Origin of the sequence: Acinetobacter sp. RUH 2624 (assembly GCF_000162375.2) — a bacterium.
Classification (GTDB): domain Bacteria; phylum Pseudomonadota; class Gammaproteobacteria; order Pseudomonadales; family Moraxellaceae; genus Acinetobacter; species Acinetobacter nosocomialis.
On the sequence record NZ_KI391939.1, the window covers coordinates 2,654,128 to 2,670,164 of the forward strand.

At 39.6% G+C, this 16,037-nt stretch carries 16 protein-coding genes and 1 pseudogene; 4 read left to right on the forward strand and 13 right to left on the reverse strand.

What is annotated here, in order from left to right:
• Window positions 1-22 precede the first annotated feature (22 nt).
• Together HMPREF0014_RS19110 and HMPREF0014_RS19115 are read right to left on the reverse strand one after the other, a co-directional pair.
• Window positions 23-1,288 (reverse strand): dicarboxylate/amino acid:cation symporter, encoded by a 1,266-nt coding sequence (locus HMPREF0014_RS19110; RefSeq protein ID WP_031944341.1) that lies wholly within the window; start codon window positions 1,286-1,288, stop codon window positions 23-25.
• Between the two features lie 108 nt (window positions 1,289-1,396).
• Entirely contained in the window at window positions 1,397-2,269 is an 873-nt protein-coding gene (locus HMPREF0014_RS19115) for an acyl-CoA thioesterase II (protein ID WP_002049736.1), read from the reverse strand.
• Window positions 2,270-2,544: 275 nt separating this feature from the next.
• Between HMPREF0014_RS19115 and plsB the strand changes: the two genes are divergently transcribed.
• On the forward strand, window positions 2,545-5,118 hold the full coding sequence (plsB, locus tag HMPREF0014_RS19120; RefSeq protein ID WP_004711794.1) for a glycerol-3-phosphate 1-O-acyltransferase PlsB: 2,574 nt from the start codon (window positions 2,545-2,547) through the stop codon (window positions 5,116-5,118).
• 42 nt (window positions 5,119-5,160) lie between these two features.
• Here the strand turns inward: plsB and adeT2 are convergent, their stop codons facing one another.
• Together adeT2 and HMPREF0014_RS19130 are read right to left on the reverse strand one after the other, a co-directional pair.
• Window positions 5,161-6,147 carry a putative multidrug efflux protein AdeT2 gene (adeT2, locus tag HMPREF0014_RS19125; protein ID WP_006580702.1) on the reverse strand — a complete coding sequence of 329 codons (987 nt, stop codon included), beginning with the start codon at window positions 6,145-6,147 and terminating at the stop codon, window positions 5,161-5,163.
• A gap of 78 nt (window positions 6,148-6,225) precedes the next feature.
• Entirely contained in the window at window positions 6,226-7,041 is an 816-nt protein-coding gene (locus tag HMPREF0014_RS19130; RefSeq protein ID WP_006580703.1) for an NAD(P)H-binding protein, read from the reverse strand.
• Window positions 7,042-7,061: 20 nt separating this feature from the next.
• Here HMPREF0014_RS19130 and recG point away from each other — a divergent pair, with 20 nt between their 5' ends.
• Both recG and HMPREF0014_RS19140 read left to right on the forward strand, forming a co-directional pair.
• Complete coding sequence (gene recG / locus HMPREF0014_RS19135; protein WP_006580704.1) at window positions 7,062-9,107, forward strand: ATP-dependent DNA helicase RecG; 2,046 nt, start codon at window positions 7,062-7,064, stop codon at window positions 9,105-9,107.
• A complete protein-coding gene (locus HMPREF0014_RS19140) occupies window positions 9,100-9,735 on the forward strand; it encodes a phosphoribosyltransferase family protein (RefSeq protein ID WP_006580705.1) in 636 nt (211 codons plus the stop codon). Before recG ends, HMPREF0014_RS19140 begins: the two co-directional genes overlap by 8 nt.
• A gap of 2 nt (window positions 9,736-9,737) precedes the next feature.
• On the opposite strand, the gene HMPREF0014_RS19145 is transcribed toward HMPREF0014_RS19140, so the two are convergent.
• Both HMPREF0014_RS19145 and HMPREF0014_RS19150 read right to left on the reverse strand, forming a co-directional pair.
• Window positions 9,738-10,139, reverse strand: coding sequence for an NUDIX domain-containing protein (locus tag HMPREF0014_RS19145; protein WP_004884602.1), 402 nt, complete (start codon window positions 10,137-10,139; stop codon window positions 9,738-9,740).
• 14 nt (window positions 10,140-10,153) lie between these two features.
• Complete coding sequence (locus HMPREF0014_RS19150; protein WP_002049746.1) at window positions 10,154-10,735, reverse strand: TIGR00730 family Rossman fold protein; 582 nt, start codon at window positions 10,733-10,735, stop codon at window positions 10,154-10,156.
• 157 nt (window positions 10,736-10,892) lie between these two features.
• Between HMPREF0014_RS19150 and HMPREF0014_RS19155 the strand changes: the two genes are divergently transcribed.
• Window positions 10,893-11,906 (forward strand): CorA family divalent cation transporter, encoded by a 1,014-nt coding sequence (locus tag HMPREF0014_RS19155; protein WP_002049699.1) that lies wholly within the window; start codon window positions 10,893-10,895, stop codon window positions 11,904-11,906.
• A gap of 73 nt (window positions 11,907-11,979) precedes the next feature.
• On the opposite strand, the gene HMPREF0014_RS19160 is transcribed toward HMPREF0014_RS19155, so the two are convergent.
• The 7 genes and pseudogenes from HMPREF0014_RS19160 to HMPREF0014_RS26340 form a co-directional block, all read right to left on the reverse strand.
• Window positions 11,980-12,267 (reverse strand): STAS domain-containing protein, encoded by a 288-nt coding sequence (locus tag HMPREF0014_RS19160; protein ID WP_000250997.1) that lies wholly within the window; start codon window positions 12,265-12,267, stop codon window positions 11,980-11,982.
• An 11-nt stretch (window positions 12,268-12,278) separates the two neighbouring features.
• A complete protein-coding gene (locus HMPREF0014_RS19165) occupies window positions 12,279-12,920 on the reverse strand; it encodes an ABC transporter substrate-binding protein (protein ID WP_002049753.1) in 642 nt (213 codons plus the stop codon).
• A 26-nt stretch (window positions 12,921-12,946) separates the two neighbouring features.
• Window positions 12,947-13,630 (reverse strand): outer membrane lipid asymmetry maintenance protein MlaD, encoded by a 684-nt coding sequence (locus HMPREF0014_RS19170; RefSeq protein WP_002049738.1) that lies wholly within the window; start codon window positions 13,628-13,630, stop codon window positions 12,947-12,949.
• Window positions 13,630-14,406 carry a lipid asymmetry maintenance ABC transporter permease subunit MlaE gene (gene mlaE, locus HMPREF0014_RS19175; protein ID WP_001091949.1) on the reverse strand — a complete coding sequence of 259 codons (777 nt, stop codon included), beginning with the start codon at window positions 14,404-14,406 and terminating at the stop codon, window positions 13,630-13,632. Before mlaE ends, HMPREF0014_RS19170 begins: the two co-directional genes overlap by 1 nt.
• The gene (locus tag HMPREF0014_RS19180) at window positions 14,403-15,221 is read right to left on the reverse strand and encodes an ABC transporter ATP-binding protein (protein WP_004711782.1); all 819 of its coding nucleotides are present in this window, start codon (window positions 15,219-15,221) and stop codon (window positions 14,403-14,405) included. The genes mlaE and HMPREF0014_RS19180 overlap by 4 nt, the downstream gene beginning before the upstream one ends.
• 125 nt (window positions 15,222-15,346) lie before the next feature.
• Window positions 15,347-15,517, reverse strand: a complete 171-nt coding sequence (locus HMPREF0014_RS26335; RefSeq protein WP_004884605.1) for a hypothetical protein — start codon at window positions 15,515-15,517, stop codon at window positions 15,347-15,349.
• A gap of 106 nt (window positions 15,518-15,623) precedes the next feature.
• Window positions 15,624-16,037, reverse strand: a pseudogene (locus HMPREF0014_RS26340) (DEAD/DEAH box helicase); the annotation flags it as partial.

The window sequence follows — 16,037 nt, forward strand, 5'->3', positions numbered from 1 at the left end:
ATCCTGCTTTTTTATTTAGAGATTAGAAACTGATATCTTTCTCTTTAGTATATCGATCTACAACTACACTAATCATCATATCGCCCTGCACATTTACCACCGTTCTTACCGTATCGAGTAAACGGTCGATTGGAAGTAAAATAGCAATTGCTTCGGCTGGTAACCCCACAGATTGCAATACCATAATCATGGTGACCATACCCGCACTTGGAATTCCTGGTGCACCAAGTGATGCAATCATCGCTGTTAAGCACACAACAATTTGCTGGGTCAGGTTTAAGTCTAATCCCACTAAATTTGCAACAAAGAGCGCAGCGGCAGCCTCATATAAAGCTGTACCATCCATGTTAAGTTGAGAACCTAATGGAATCACAAAACCTGCCGTTTGAGGACGAACACCTAAGTTTTCCTGTGTGCATTTCATACTCAGCGGCATTGTTGCAGAGCTCGAACTTGTTGCAAACGCAGTAATTAAGGCTGTACGTGTACCTTTGAAAAAAGTCCAAGGACTCATACGACCAACAATCCAGAGCAGTAATGGCAAAACAACAGCACCATGGAAAATAGTGGTTCCAGTTACAACAACAGCGAACTCTGCCAAGCGGCTTAATACTGAAATATCTTCTGTAGCCATTAATTTAGCAAGTAATGCAAAAATTCCTAATGGCGCCAACTTCATAACCCATCCCACTAGCATCATCATCATTTCAAAAAACTGATGACTCAATAAGCGGATACTCTTAAAGCGTTCACCACCTTGAACCAATGCAAAACCCACAAATAGTGCAAACACCACAACAGCTAAAACATTTCCATCACTAAATGCTTTAAAGGGATTAATTAACGTATTTTGAATAAAGTTAGTAAAGAAAGTTGCTGGGTTTAAACTATCTGGTGCTTGATAGTTTTGCATTGATGCCTGAAAAATTGAAATATCTACGCCTCGCCCCACCTCAAATAAATGAGCACAGCCAATACCCAAGATTAAGGCTAATGTGGTGGTGGTGATAAAACATAAAAACGTAATTTTCCAAACAGGACCTAGCTGCCCTCCTGCCTGTAAATTTGAAACTCCCACAACAATAGAACTGAAAATTAACGGCACCAACAACATTTTAAGCAGCCCAATAAAGACACTACTTAATATGCCTAACCCGTATAAGCTATGCTTTGCAAAAGCAGTATCAGGATACATGGTAAGCATGAAGCCAAAGGCTAAACCTAAAATGGCAGCAATCAGAATTTGTGTATTTAAGTTCATATCAGCATTATTTTTTTCAGTAGGCAATCCTTTTGCAAATATGACATGAGCTTGCTTTTCATTCGAGCAATTTTTTGTCACATCCTTTCAATTAAAATAAAAAAGCCATCTTATGAGATGGCTTTATAAACAAGTTTACTGCGTTTCAATTTCCCGCAAACGAATTAAACCCTCTTGTACCGTACTACATACAAGTTGGCCATTTTGCCACATACGGCCAAAATTCAAACCACGAGAAGCTGCACTAACTGTTGCTTCCATGTCATAGAGCATCCATTCATCAGCGCGAAGTGGGCGATGGAAATAAATGGCATGATCAATACTGGCACACTGCAAACTTGGAGAAATATAGCTAAGACCATGTGGTCTTAAAGCCGTAGTCATCAAAGTAAAGTCCGAGTAAAACGCCACAATTGCTTGATGTAAAGCGATATCATCGAGTTGTTTTGGAATACGGTCATGGGTACGGATATAGTGCGCATTATATGGCGCTTCCGGTTGTGGTTGAAATGGATTGACTGGATCAATCGGTCGTATTTCAACATGACGTTCACGCATGAAACTTGCACGAACATTTTCCGGTACAAAATTAAGAATACCTTCTTTCAGTTCATTTTCCGACTTTAAGGTCTCAGGAGCTGGATATTCTGGTTCTGAGTGTTGGTAGTTCAAGCCTTCTTCAGGATTGGCGAAAGATACCATTGCAGAGAAAATAACTCGTCCATGTTGGACTGCCCGAACCTGACGGCTGACAAAGCTTTTTCCATCACGCAAGCGATCTACTTCATAGATGATTGGAGCATTAATATCGCCACCATATAAAAAGTAAGCGTGCATAGAATGCGCAGGACGGTCAGTTGTATAAGAAGCTGCACGTAAAGCCTGCCCTAAAACCTGACCTCCAAAAACACGTTTACCGACCAAATTACGGCTAATTCCACGGTAAATATTTTCTTCAAGCTTTTCTAAAGTGAGCAGCTCAACCAGTTCTTGGGTTAACGCATTCATGAGAGATACCTTCATATTGCAGGCAAAATTGGTATTAAAGGACAGATGTGTAGAATCTATTGTGCCATAAAAAACTATTTGTACATGGAACAATCAGTCAACTTCTGACGAACATTGCCCTTAAAGCAGCTAAAAATACGATTTTTAACGATAAAAAATGCCAAAAGCATTATAATTTATAAGAAAGTAGCATATTGTTTTTTTTAATAAATGCCTCAAAATAATTACCCTCTGCATTTGGTGCTGGGATTTGTCTTTAAGAAGTAGGAGTTCTTATGTCCAAGAGTGGGTTTGGTCAAATGTATCGTCGGCTTTCAAGTAAGCTACTTGACCTCGTGGTAACACCACATGTTCTTGGGGAAGTTCCTACTGAACCAGTATCAGAAACATCGGAAACTGAAGCAAAGACTGAGCGCCAAAAGGTAGTGTGCTACGTCTTGCAAAATCATTCTCGCAGTAATGCGTTAGTGGTGGATGGGGAAACTCGCCGTTTAAATTTAAAACCTGCATTAGATCCGTTAGTCATCGGTTCTCATCAGGAAAAAGCATCAGTTTTATTTTTACAGCATAATGATGAAAATAACCTATTAAATCCCCCTCCTCATGCTTTTCCACCTCGTTTAATTAAACTGATTGAAGTTTTACAAGCAAATCCTGAGCTCGATATAGAACTAGTTCCAGTAACCGTTTTATGGGGCCGCTCTCCAGATAAAGAAGACTCTTGGTTTAAGTTGTTATTCTCAGATACATGGGCAACACCAAGTACCGTTAAACAGCTTGTGAATATTGGTTTACATGGTCGTCAATCTTATTTAGAGTTCCATGAACCACAGTCTTTGCGTGACCTCGTTGAATATGCTCAACAGCATTATCCGAATCTTTCGCCAGCGACTTATATTGTGAGTACTTTAAATGACTACCTTGACCGCCAACGTGAAGTTGTTTTAGGCCCTGACTTATCAGATCGCCGCAATGTCATGCAGTCGGTATTAAAGTCTCGTGATGTTCAAGAAGCTATTCGACGCGAAAGTATTCGTGGCAAAATCAGCATGCTTGAAGCAGAGCGCCGTGCGATTGGTTATGTCAACGAAATCGTATCTGACTATTCTCACTCAGCAGTTCGTTTTGCAGATTTAGCATTAACACGCTTATGGACTCAGCTTTATGACGGGGTAGAAGTTCATAACTTCAGTACTGTTCGTGAGCTCGCAAAAGACTATGAAATTGTGTACACACCATGTCACCGTAGCCATATTGACTACTTATTACTGTCTTATGTGATCTATAAACGTGGTTTGATGGTTCCGTATATTGCTGCGGGCGACAACTTAAACTTACCTTTCGTTGGTCAGCTTTTACGTGGTGGCGGTGCCTTCTTTATTCGCCGCTCTTTCCGTGGTAATGGCCTTTATACTTCGGTATTCAAAGAATATTTATATAGTATTCTTTCTCGTAACACACCACTTGAATACTTTATTGAAGGTGGACGTTCACGTACAGGTCGTTTATTACCACCGAAAACTGGCATGCTTGCAATGACAGTTCATAGCCATTTACGTGGCCGTGCCAAGCCGATTGTATTTGTACCAACTTATATTGGTTATGAACGTCTTATGGAAGGTTCGACCTATGTAGGCGAAATGCAAGGTAAGCCAAAAGAAGCTGAGTCTATTTTTGGTATTTTAAAAACACTTCGAAAAATTGAACGCATTTTCGGTAAGGTACACGTTAACTTTGGTGAACCTGTTTTTCTAGACGACTTGCTTAAACAGCACAATGCAGAAAATGTCTACATTGAAAAGAATGATGACCCAGTACCACCAGCTGTTTCAGAAGCAGTGAATAGCTCTGCAAATGCGATTTTAGAGAATATTAACCGTGCGGTAGTGATTAACCCGGTTTCTTTACTTTCAATTATTTTACTTGCAACGCCAAAACATACGCTTGATGAAGAAATCTGTATTAAACAGCTTGAAGCTTATCGCAATTTGGCATCAAATTTCCCTTATGATGCACGTACAGAAGTAACGCCTTTATCTGGTAAGGAAATTATTGCTTACGGCTTAAAACTTAAACTCATTAAGCGTGTACAGCATGCTCTTGGTGACATTATTGCGATTGAAGATAACCAAGCCGTTCTCCTCACTTATTTCCGTAATAACATTTTGCATGCTTTCGTTTTACCTTCATTGGTTGCATCTCTTGTTGAGCATAACGGAAAAATCAGTCGTACTGATTTAAGTAATGTCATCTATACACTTTACCCGTTCTTAAAAGCTGAACTATTCCTTAAATGGAAAAGTAGTGAACTTAAAGAACAGATTGAACAATATGCAGATGCATTAGTTCAATCAAAACTTATTGAGCAAGATGATGAAGGTAACTTGATTAGCTCTGCACCAAATACTGAAGAGCACAATCAGCTTGTTGTATTGGCGACACCTGTTAAACAAAGTCTTGAGCGTTATTACATGACGTTAGCTTTAATCACTCAGCGTGGTTCAGGCAATATTTCAACAAAACAAGTTGAAGAGTTAAGTCATTTGTTAGGCCAACGTTTGTCTGTACTTTATGAGTTTAATTCTCCAGAGTTCTTTGATAAAGCATTGTTCCAAAGCTTTATCAAAGTCTTAACTCAACAAAATTACATTCGAACGAATGACCAAGGCCAAATCGAGTTTGATGATAATTTTCGTCAAATGGCAGCAGGCGCACAGTTAGTACTTGATGAAGTAACGTTACAGATGTTGCAACACATCACCACCTTTACTGATGAAGAGTTAAAAGAAGCCCTTGAAGCAATGGCTTCTCAACAAGCTAAACGCCGTTTAAAACGTAAGAAATCTTAAATTTTTAGTCAAAATAAAAGGCAACTCAGGTTGCCTTTTATTTTATCGACGCATAGAACATTCAAAGTAACGTGGATCATCGATACAACGTAAGCGTTTCATTAGCTCAACAAAGTATGCATCATAATATCCAGAGCGAACATATTGATTCCGTATTTTGGCCACCATAATGTCATAGCTCTGCTTTTCGTAAAAAGAAACATCTACCCAATAATAGGCAGGTAAATGATTTTCCCACTGCATTGCTCTATTCGTTAGTAATTGACTATTTTGCACAAACCAAGCCCGAATTTTTCGTCCAAAATTGGCAGGATAAGCTTGAGGTTTAATAATTAGATTTACCCCGAAATAAGCCAATGGAAAATTAATCACTTGAGTGTCTGGCCCGAAATCTTTCTGTAAGTTATAAGGTAAAAGACCATAAATCGGTGCAGGCATAATATCGATTTTATTTTGCTGGAACTGGGCAATTGCATTGGATAAATCAACATAGACTGGCTGCGCCCCTACACTTCTCACCAAAGCCTGCTGTGGCGGATTATTAGCCAAGACTCCGACTCGCTGGCCTCTAAGCTGTGCAACTTTTGATACTTTTTTGTTTTTCATGACCATGTAAGCTGTTCCTACGGGAATCATACCGACCACTTCATAGTCTTGATTAATGAGTTTTTTCTCAATTGTAGGATGGTTTAAAAGCTGCAATAAATTTCGAGCGGTTCGGTTATTAGGTATAAGACCAATACCCGAACTACTCCCCATAAAATGATTGTACTGATAAGTATTAAAGTTACTGGCTGCTAGACCCGAACATTTCCCTTCATCAAAAGCTTGTATAGCTTGCTGCTCTTTTTGATAACTGACGACCTTGAACTTGACTTGATATTGCTGAGCATATAATCGAATATCGTTTAAACGACGCGTTATATCCCCTTGGGTACCCATAGGATCATATGTACACCACACCTGATCTTGAGCCCAACTCGCAACTGACATTACGCTCAAAATAAGAGCTAAACAAAATTTCTTCACTTGCAACCTTTTTTCTTTATCGGCAATTTGATTGCCTCTTCTGGTATTTCTATTGTTATTTAAAGTTTAGTCTAAATTTTAATTTGTACCATGAGCATTTAAACATAATAAATAGTCATTAAAGCAAATCGGATGTTCAAGCTGAAAACCTGTTTCAAATAAATGTTTCGCATATATCTTTTTACCTGAAACATGGGCTGAGTCTAAAGTAAGAAGTGGTAAATCCAACTGACTTTGGAACCACAGTAAAACTTCATGTAAAGGTACAGGAGCATTATTTGCAACAAGATAACTTTTATGCGGTTTTTCAAAATCGGCTAAAAATGCTAAAAATCTTGCTAAATCATCGATATGAATACGATTACTATAGTGAATATTTGGATAGGACTGTGTGTTTTCAGCCATGCGTTTTAATCGGTCAATCGAAGTACCATAAATCCCTGTAGGACGTACAATCACGCACTGAGCTGGAAAGTATTTCTGCCAAAGCAATTCCATATTATGCAGGATATGTCCTTGAGCATCATTCGGGTGAATCTCACTATCATCATTAATAGTTTCACCAGAGTTTTCACCATATACACGTGTAGATGACACAACAATGAGTCTTTTGACCGGATGTGATTTTAACGCTTGACGAATAGGTTCAATACTATCAACGTAAGTATGTTGATAACCTTGAACTGTACTATCGTCTGGAGAAAGTAAAATATACACTACATCTACAGGCGCAATTTCACTTAAATCAAGTGTAAAAATATCCTGTACGAGGTGTTTCCCGTAAGGATCTGTTTTTTCGCTACGGCTGATTGTGGTAATTTGATGTCCTGTCTCAAATAGTTGTTTAGCAACACGCTGAGATGTTTTACCATAACCGATAAATAATATATGCATAGAGAACTCGTTGAGGGGACATGACTTCAGTCCATCAGTTACAAGGCGTTGGATCGGCTTCAGCAGCCCTACTCGAAAAACTAAATATTTTTACCACAGATGATTTACTGTTTCATCTGCCCCGTGATTATGAAGATCGCAGTACCATTATTCCTATGAATCAATTGGTGGTTGGTCGTAGTTATTTACTCGAGGGTGAAGTCAAATCTGTTGATTTCCCTCCAGGTAAACGTAAATCTATGGCCGCATTAATACAAGATGAATTTGGTAAGGTGACTTTACGCTTTTATCATATTTATAAAAATTTAACCGACAAAATAAAACCAGGCCATCGTTTACGTATTTTTGGTGAAGTTCGCGTAGGTGCACGAGGACTTGAGCTTTATCATCCAGAAATTCAGCTCATTAATGAGCATACACCTCTACCCAAAACGCAGCTCACGGCAATTTACCCAAGTACTGATGGTTTAACGCAACCTAAGTTACGTGAATATGTTAAACAAGCGTTGAAGCATCATAGTGATGCTCTACCTGAGCTGCTTCCTAAACAATATACAAATGGATACGCACTCAAAGAAGCCCTACATTACATTCATGAGCCACCTGTCGATGCCAATATGATTCAATTGGCCCAAGGGTCTCATCCTGCTCAGCAACGCCTTATTTTTGAAGAGTTGGTCGCACATCAAATTAGCCTTCTCACGCGACGTGCTTATATTCGTCAAATTGCCTCACCTGCTTTTCCGAGTAGTAAAGTACTTGCAAAAAAACTGTTAGAAGCTCTTCCCTTTCAAATGACCAACGCACAAAAGCGTGTATCAAAAGAAATTTTAAGCGACTTAAAACAACACCAACCGATGTTACGCTTAGTACAAGGTGATGTAGGTGCAGGTAAAACTTTAGTTGCGGCAGTTGCTGCATGTCATGCCTTAGAAGCAGATTGGCAAGTTGCCTTAATGGCACCTACCGAAATTTTAGCAGAGCAGCATTATTTAAATTTTAAACGCTGGTTTGAACCTTTAGGTATTACAGTAGCTTGGCTGTCAGGCAAACAAAAAGGTAAAGCACGAACACAAGCTGAACAACAAATCAAAGAGGGCCATGCCGAGCTTATTGTAGGTACGCATGCTTTGTTTCAAGATAATGTTGAGTTTGCCAAACTAGGACTCGTGATTATTGATGAGCAGCACCGCTTTGGGGTTGATCAACGATTAGCTTTACGCAACAAAGGCGCAGAACAACTCACACCACATCAACTCGTCATGACTGCAACGCCAATTCCTAGAACATTAGCAATGAGTGCTTATGGCGATTTGGATACATCGATTATTGATGAATTGCCGCCAGGCCGAACTCCAATTCAGACCGTCACAATTCCGCTAGATCGTCGTGAAGAAGTGCTAAATCGAATTGCTACAAATTGCCGAGAAGGTAAACAAGCCTACTGGGTATGTACTCTGGTTGAACAGTCCGAAACTTTAGATGCTCAAGCTGCCGAAGCCACTTATCAAGAAATGAAAGAACGCTTTCCTGAACTTAATATTGGTTTGGTTCATGGCAAAATGAAAGCTGATGAAAAGCAATCTGTCATGCAAGCATTTAAAAACAATGAACTACAACTGCTAATTGCAACAACTGTTATTGAGGTTGGGGTAGATGTACCTAATGCCTCAATTATGGTCATTGAAAATGCTGAACGCTTAGGTCTTTCACAACTACACCAATTACGAGGTCGAGTCGGACGAGGTGCAAAGGCTAGTTTTTGTGTTCTTCTCTATAAACCCCCACTTTCACAAAATGGGCAAGAAAGACTTTCAATTTTAAGAGAAAGTAACGACGGCTTTGTCATTGCTGAAAAAGACCTTGAATTACGAGGTCCGGGTGAATTATTAGGAACAAAACAGACAGGTGATATGGGCTTCCGTGTCGCACGTTTAGAACGAGATGATCATTTACTGAGTCAAGCGCATTACGTTGCACAACAAGTTCTAAAAGATTACCCTGAGCAAGCTGACGCCCTCTTGAAACGGTGGCTGCCTGAAGCACCTCGATACGCTTATGTTTAAGTTGTTCAACCCTCAATATCTTTTTCAGTTATTGTCCCCTTGCCTATTATGTGAAATAGGAACACGGGAAAAATATTCACTTTGTAAAGAATGTTGGGAACAACTACCGTGGCTTAAGCAAACAGTTCAGCGCAATGATCAATCTGTTCTTGTGGCTTGCCACTACGCATATCCAATTAATCGCATAATTCAGCAGTTCAAATATGAACAAAAATTACACTATCAAACCTTACTTGCCGAAGTCTTACAGCAAATAAAATTTCCTAAGGTACAAGCCATAGTACCTATGCTTATTTCTAAACAACGCTTAACTGAACGTGGTTTTAATCAATCCTTATTACTCGCCAAACTTTTAAGTAAACAATTAAAAATACCTGTTTGGCAGCCTGTGCAGCGCCTAAATGAACGCTCTCAAAAAGGATTGTCTCGCCTCGAAAGATTTGAAAATATTGAACAGCAATTTGTTGCGATGACTCAAGAAAAACGGCGTTACCGTCGTGTGCTGATTATTGATGATGTAATCACAACAGGAAGTTCAATTCACGCTTTAAGTCAGGCACTAAAACAGCTAGGGTGCACATCTATTTATGCAAGTTGCCTAGCTGCTGCCTCATCTACATCATATTAAAATTATAGAGTTGTAGATAAGTTCTGCTCACACCATGGAATTACAATTTCTTTGGTTAATGGCGCAAGTTTTGTCTCGGAATCATTAAATTTTATCCACTTCATTTCAGCAATCTCGGCTGCAATTTGTGGAGACTGTTTCAAACGAACTAAATATAAATGACTAATCAGCGTATGATCTGGTTCATTGGCTGCTGCTGTCTCAAAACGGCCTATAAACCGCTCTATTACACACGAGCTACCTATTTCTTCCAAGATTTCACGTTGTATAGCAGTTTCCGGAGCCTCATTCGGCTCCAGTTTACCGCCTACTTGCATAAAAGCCTGTGTATTACGCTTTCTAACAAGCAATAATTCATTTTGTTCATTTAAGATCACCGCAGCGGCGACCGTAATTGTTTTCACCTATCTAACCTCATTTATGGTTGAACATCCGCATTTGTCCATTTTGGAGCAGGCGGCTGATATTGTTCAAATTGCTGAAGAATATCCTCAATTTTATCCGAAGCGATCAATTTATCGGCAAACCTTGCTTGGCTAAAACCTTTATCTACAGTTCCTTGAACCATTTTAAGCAAATCTTCATAAAAGCCCGCTACATTTAGAAAAGCACACGGCTTTTGATGAATACCTAATTGTGCCCATGTCCATTGTTCAAAGATTTCTTCCAATGTACCTGCCCCACCTGGTAAAGCAATAAAACCGTCCGATAGATCTGCCATTTTGGTCTTACGCTCATGCATATTCTCGACGACATATAGTCTTGTCAGCCCGGGATGAGCTAACTCGCGATCGACTAAAGCACGAGGAATGACGCCAATGACTTGTCCACCGGCTTGTAAAGCACTATCAGCGACAACGCCCATTAAACCCGAACGACCACCACCATAAACAAGAGTTTTACCTTGTTTAGCAATAGTTTGACCGGTTAATTGAGCAATTTGTTGAAAGATTGGGTCTGAACCTAAAGATGAACCACAGAAAATACAAATTGAATTCATAGTATAAAAACCGTTTTATTGAACTGTCATGCTGACAAACTAGACTATCGACAGAGTTTTTTTTTGCAAAATAGCGTATTGGCAAGTGTTTTTCGGCAAATCCTTGTCTAAAATACACCCATCAATTTCCATCAGACTGCGTGAGGAAAAAAGACACATGCTTGAAGCCTTTTATGCCACAGAACGCGGAAGTCTGGAAGATGCCACCATCAACGGTGGATTTGATCTACATCCCGAATTAGTATGGCTTGATCTAATTGCACCCTCTCAAGAAGAACAACAATGGGTCTTAGATGCCTACGATCAGAACTTACCTACACTAAAGTCGCTAGAAGACATTTCATCTTCTGCTCGATTCTACCGTGATGATGACGGCATTTTGCATATCAGCACCTATTTTTTAACGAAAAATAAAAATTATCAGGTTGATGGAGATGCGGAAGATTCATCACATATGCTTGCCATGGTACAAACCGTAGCATTTATTTTACATAAAGATCGCTTATTTACTTTGCGTGGTGAGAAGCTAGTTGCATTTCGTGCATTTCGTGCGCGAGCTCGTCGTAATGACTATGAAATGGATTACAAAGATCCAACTTGGATTTTATTGGGCTTGCTTGAAGCAAAACTGGATGAGCTTGCGGATATCTTAGAAGATATCCACAAGGATCTAGAAAAATACTCTACTGAGGTGCTCAACAACCATCAACGTGAGAAGATTTTAGACCTTGATGACATGATTACCCGCTTGGCTCAACAAGAAGATATGCTTGGAAAAGCTCAACTGTGTTTAATTGATTTACGAAGAGTCTTAACATTTTTATCTCGTCCACGTGCCTTAGGCAGTCATATCTACGATGCAGATATCCGAGAACTAAGTGAAGACGTTCGTTCACTTGTAGAACATGATGCTTTTTTATTCCAAAAAGTACGATTCTTGCTTGATACAACGTCTGGGTTCATTAACACTGAGCAAAACGATACGATTCGTCGATTCTCGATTTTACCAAGTATGTTAGCACCACCAATGCTGATCGCGAGTATCTATGGTATGAACACTGAAGTATTGCCTTTTGCTCATGGTAAAAGTAGTTTTATCGCAGTCTTATTAATCATTATTGGCTTTTTTATTGGCCCTATCATTTATTTCCGCTGGAAAAAGTGGATTTAAAGCCTGTCCATATTCACCAATCCTTTATATAAAAAAAGCACCTAAATTTAGGTGCTTTTTTATCTTTGCATAATCAGACCAAATGTAGATCTTCTTGCAAATGGCAAGCTTGAATGATTTTCAGCATCTTCTCTGGAACATTTTTAAAATGTAATCCAGACTTCTGTGGCGTCTGACGTAACCATTGAACTAACACCGCCAATGCTAACGTATTACCATGCTCAAGCTGTTTTAAATCAACAATTAGAGGAAAGCTAGTCTGCTTTTTAATAATTGCCAATCCAGCTTGATATTGTTGTTCAGCATTTTCAAAATCGATTTTGCCTGAAACAACTAACTCTTGGTTAAGATACTGAACCACTCTTCACCTACTTATTTTTGTTTGTTCTGATTAACAGCAGCATCTGCATCAGGTTGGAACGTAGCAATTGCTTTATTTAAATCGCCACCATTACGCTTAACAGTTGCAGCAAACTGGTTGCGGAACTGTAATCCTAAATCAATACCAGAAACATTGATGTTACGGATTTTCCACTGCGAACCTTTGTCAGCCAACTGGAACGACACAGGAATTTTATCGCCATTGTGGTTGAAGTCTAAAGTTACAACAGGGTTTTTGCCTGCTGTCGCTTTATAAGGACGCATGGTGTAAGTCTGGTTTGTATACTTAGCAAATGCACTACCGTAATTCTCAATTAATGTATTACGGAAGTTTGTTTCAAACTGAGCACGCTGTGCAGCCGTACTATACTGATTTGTCGCATAAGTACCCATCACAATACGAGTGAACGCTTGTGAGTCAACATACGGATCTAAATTTTGACGTATGATTGATTTAACTAAAGCAGGGTTGTTTTGCAACTTGGCATGATCTGTTTTTAAACGAGCAATCAAACCATCAGCAACACGCTTAATAAAATCAGGTGGTGCTTCTGAAGGTGCAGCAAAAGCTGTACCAGCAATCATAGTAGACAAAACACTTGCTGTCAGGGTTTGTTTAAACAACTTATTCACCTGGAACCACTCCTTCAAATAATCTCTTACTCAACAAATGACGGCTGTGCGCTGCTGTCAGTACTTGCAGGAGCTTTTTCTTCTGCTGAGGATGATGAACCAGCGGCAACTTTACCTGCGCCACCACCAGTAATAAATTTACTAATTAAATCTTCTAAATCCATCGTTCCTTGGGTATTAGAAATTGTATCGCCACGTTTAAGGTAGTTAAGACCACCACCCGGTACGATTTTTAAATATTTCTCACCCAATAAACCATTGGTTGCAACCATTATATAAGCATCTTCATCAATACTGGTGATGGATGACATGTTACTGATCAGTTGCTGTTCCATTGTTTTTTGTTGCGCTGGAGTCGCTTGCGTATAATCAGAACTATAACGTAATTCGTCTAAAGCATTTTTTTGAACTTCTTTTAACTGTTCAGCATTAAAACTTGTCAGTTTTCCATCAAGATCAAAAGTTACTGTAGCTAAACGTGTAACCGGATCAAGCGTGATTGAATCAACACGACCAATTGTTACACCGCTCATCGTTACTTTAGCACGTGGTTTAAGTCCGTTAACATTATCAAACTGAGCTTTCATGGTGTAACCTTCGCTCAAGTTTGTACCTACCAAACCACTTACTTTCATCGCTAAAAAGAATAAAGCAATACCGAAGATAATGACAAAGATACCTACGGCCAGCTCACTAGTACGTGATTTCATTAAATCCCTCCGAACATGACCGCAGTCAACACGAAATCAAAACCTAAAACACATAATGAAGAATATACAACCGTTCGGGTCATTGCCGTTGCAATGCCTTCAGGTGTTGGATCACATGCATACCCTTGGAAAACAGCAATCCATGTACAAAGTAAAGCAAATACAATGCTCTTAATGATGCCATTTACAACGTCATGGCCAAATTGAACATTATTTTGCATACCACTCCAGAAGGAGCCTTCATCAACGCCAAGAAAGTCAACACCAACCAATTTACCGCCAACGATACCAATCGCAGCAAAGATAACAGTTAACATTGGCAAACTGACTATGCCAGCCCAAAGACGTGGTGATACGATTTGCTTTAAAGGGTCAACACCAATCATTTCCATACTGGCAAGCTGTTCACTTTGTTTCATTGAACCAATTTCAGCAGTTAATGCAGAACCTGCTCGTCCAGCAAATAGTAAAGCAGCAACAACTGGTGCAAGCTCACGCAGTAAAGTTAAAGACACCATAGTGCCTAGCATTGATTCACTACCAACATTGACCAATATTGAGTAGCCTTGCAATCCGAGTACCAGACCAATAAATAAACCTGATACCGTGATAATAAGTAAAGACATTACCCCTACACGATGCATTTGATAGACGAAACGTCCAAAACCGCCGGCTGAAGGTAATGAAAAAATAATTTGTAAGAGCATCAGTGCCGCAACACCAATCCCTCGAATCCGCTCAATAACGAGTCTACCTAACCAGGCAATCGTATTCATGGACGAACCTCGTTATCTAAATAAGCTTGGTGGCTAAACTGGTACTCAACCGGACCTTCTGCAGAACCGGTTAAGAACTGTTTTACAAATGGAGAAGCATATTTTTGCAATTCTTCTGGTGTTCCTTCCCCTTGAATTTTTCCTTCTGCCACAACATAAATGTAATCGGCAATAGATAGGGTTTCAGGAACATCATGCGAAACAATAATGGTGGTTAAATCCAAAGCTTCTCGCAATGAACGTATGAGACGTGTTAAAACACCTTTTACAATCGGGTCCTGCCCTGCAAAAGGTTCGTCATACATAATTAAATCTGGATCAAGCGCGATTGCACGAGCTAAAGCAACTCGTCGATTCATACCACCCGATAGCTCAGTAGGCATAAGCTGTTCTGTTCCACGCAGGCCAACAGACTCAAGCTTTAAAGCGACCAGTTCAGCAATCAGATTTTCAGAAAGCTTAGTATGCGCACGAATTGGAAAAGCGACATTTTCATACACCGACATATCGGTAAATAAAGCACCACTTTGGAATAGCATTCCCATACGTGCACGCGCTGCAAACAATTCCTGACGTGACATTTGAGCAATATCTTTACCATCAAGCAAAACTTCACCATGATCGGGAACAAGCTGCCCACCAATCAGACGTAATAAAGTCGTTTTACCTGTACCAGATGGTCCCATGATGGCCGTAATCTGGCCTCGACGTATATTTAAACTAATATTGTCATAAATGACGCGTTCCCCTCGATTAAAACTCAAATTTTTCACTTCAATGAGTGACTGAGTCGAGAGAGGAGTTTTATTATTCATAATGGCAATCATTCCTGCACTTTTATGCCAGCATACTATAACACTGAATTTTGAGAATCTTGTTGTAATTTTGACAAAAGCGAAACAAGCTCATTCATCAATATGAGCTAGATTTTGAAAGAAATTTACTGATTGAGAACTTGAAACTGATCTACGAAATGGCCAGTTAATAAAGCATAGGCAAAATAGATTCCATTACACAAAGCGAGTGCAATAAAAAGGTATGGCAAACCATGTTGAAGTAATAATTTACTCAACCATGCCAAAGGAGTCTCTTTTCGCTTACTTTTACGCATTATTACAATAAATGTTGAACTATTTTACACTTTGTTATTTTATAACAAAACTGAAAAATAAAAAAGGCCAGTATGTTAACTGGCCTTTTTTTAAATCTTTTTAAGATTAACGGTCGAATTTACGACGACGTTCACCACGAGATTCTTGATTAAAATGTTCTTCACGAACTGCGCGACGTGGACGGTCTTCACCACCAAAACTACGTTTTGGACGATCACCGAAACCACCTTCACGACGTGGACGATCTTCGCCACCAAAACTACGTTGTGGACGGTCACCAAAACCATTTTCACGACGAGGTTTATAATCTACGCGATTACCACGGTTGTCATCATTTGAATCAAAACGAGGCTTATCGTTAAAACCACCTTCACGACGAGGGCGATCAGAGTTGAACTCACGACGTGGACGATCTTCACCACCAAAGCTACGTTTTGGACGATCTTCAAAACCACCTTCACGACGTGGACGGTCAGAGTTGAACTCACGACGCGGACGATCTTCACCACCGAAGCTACG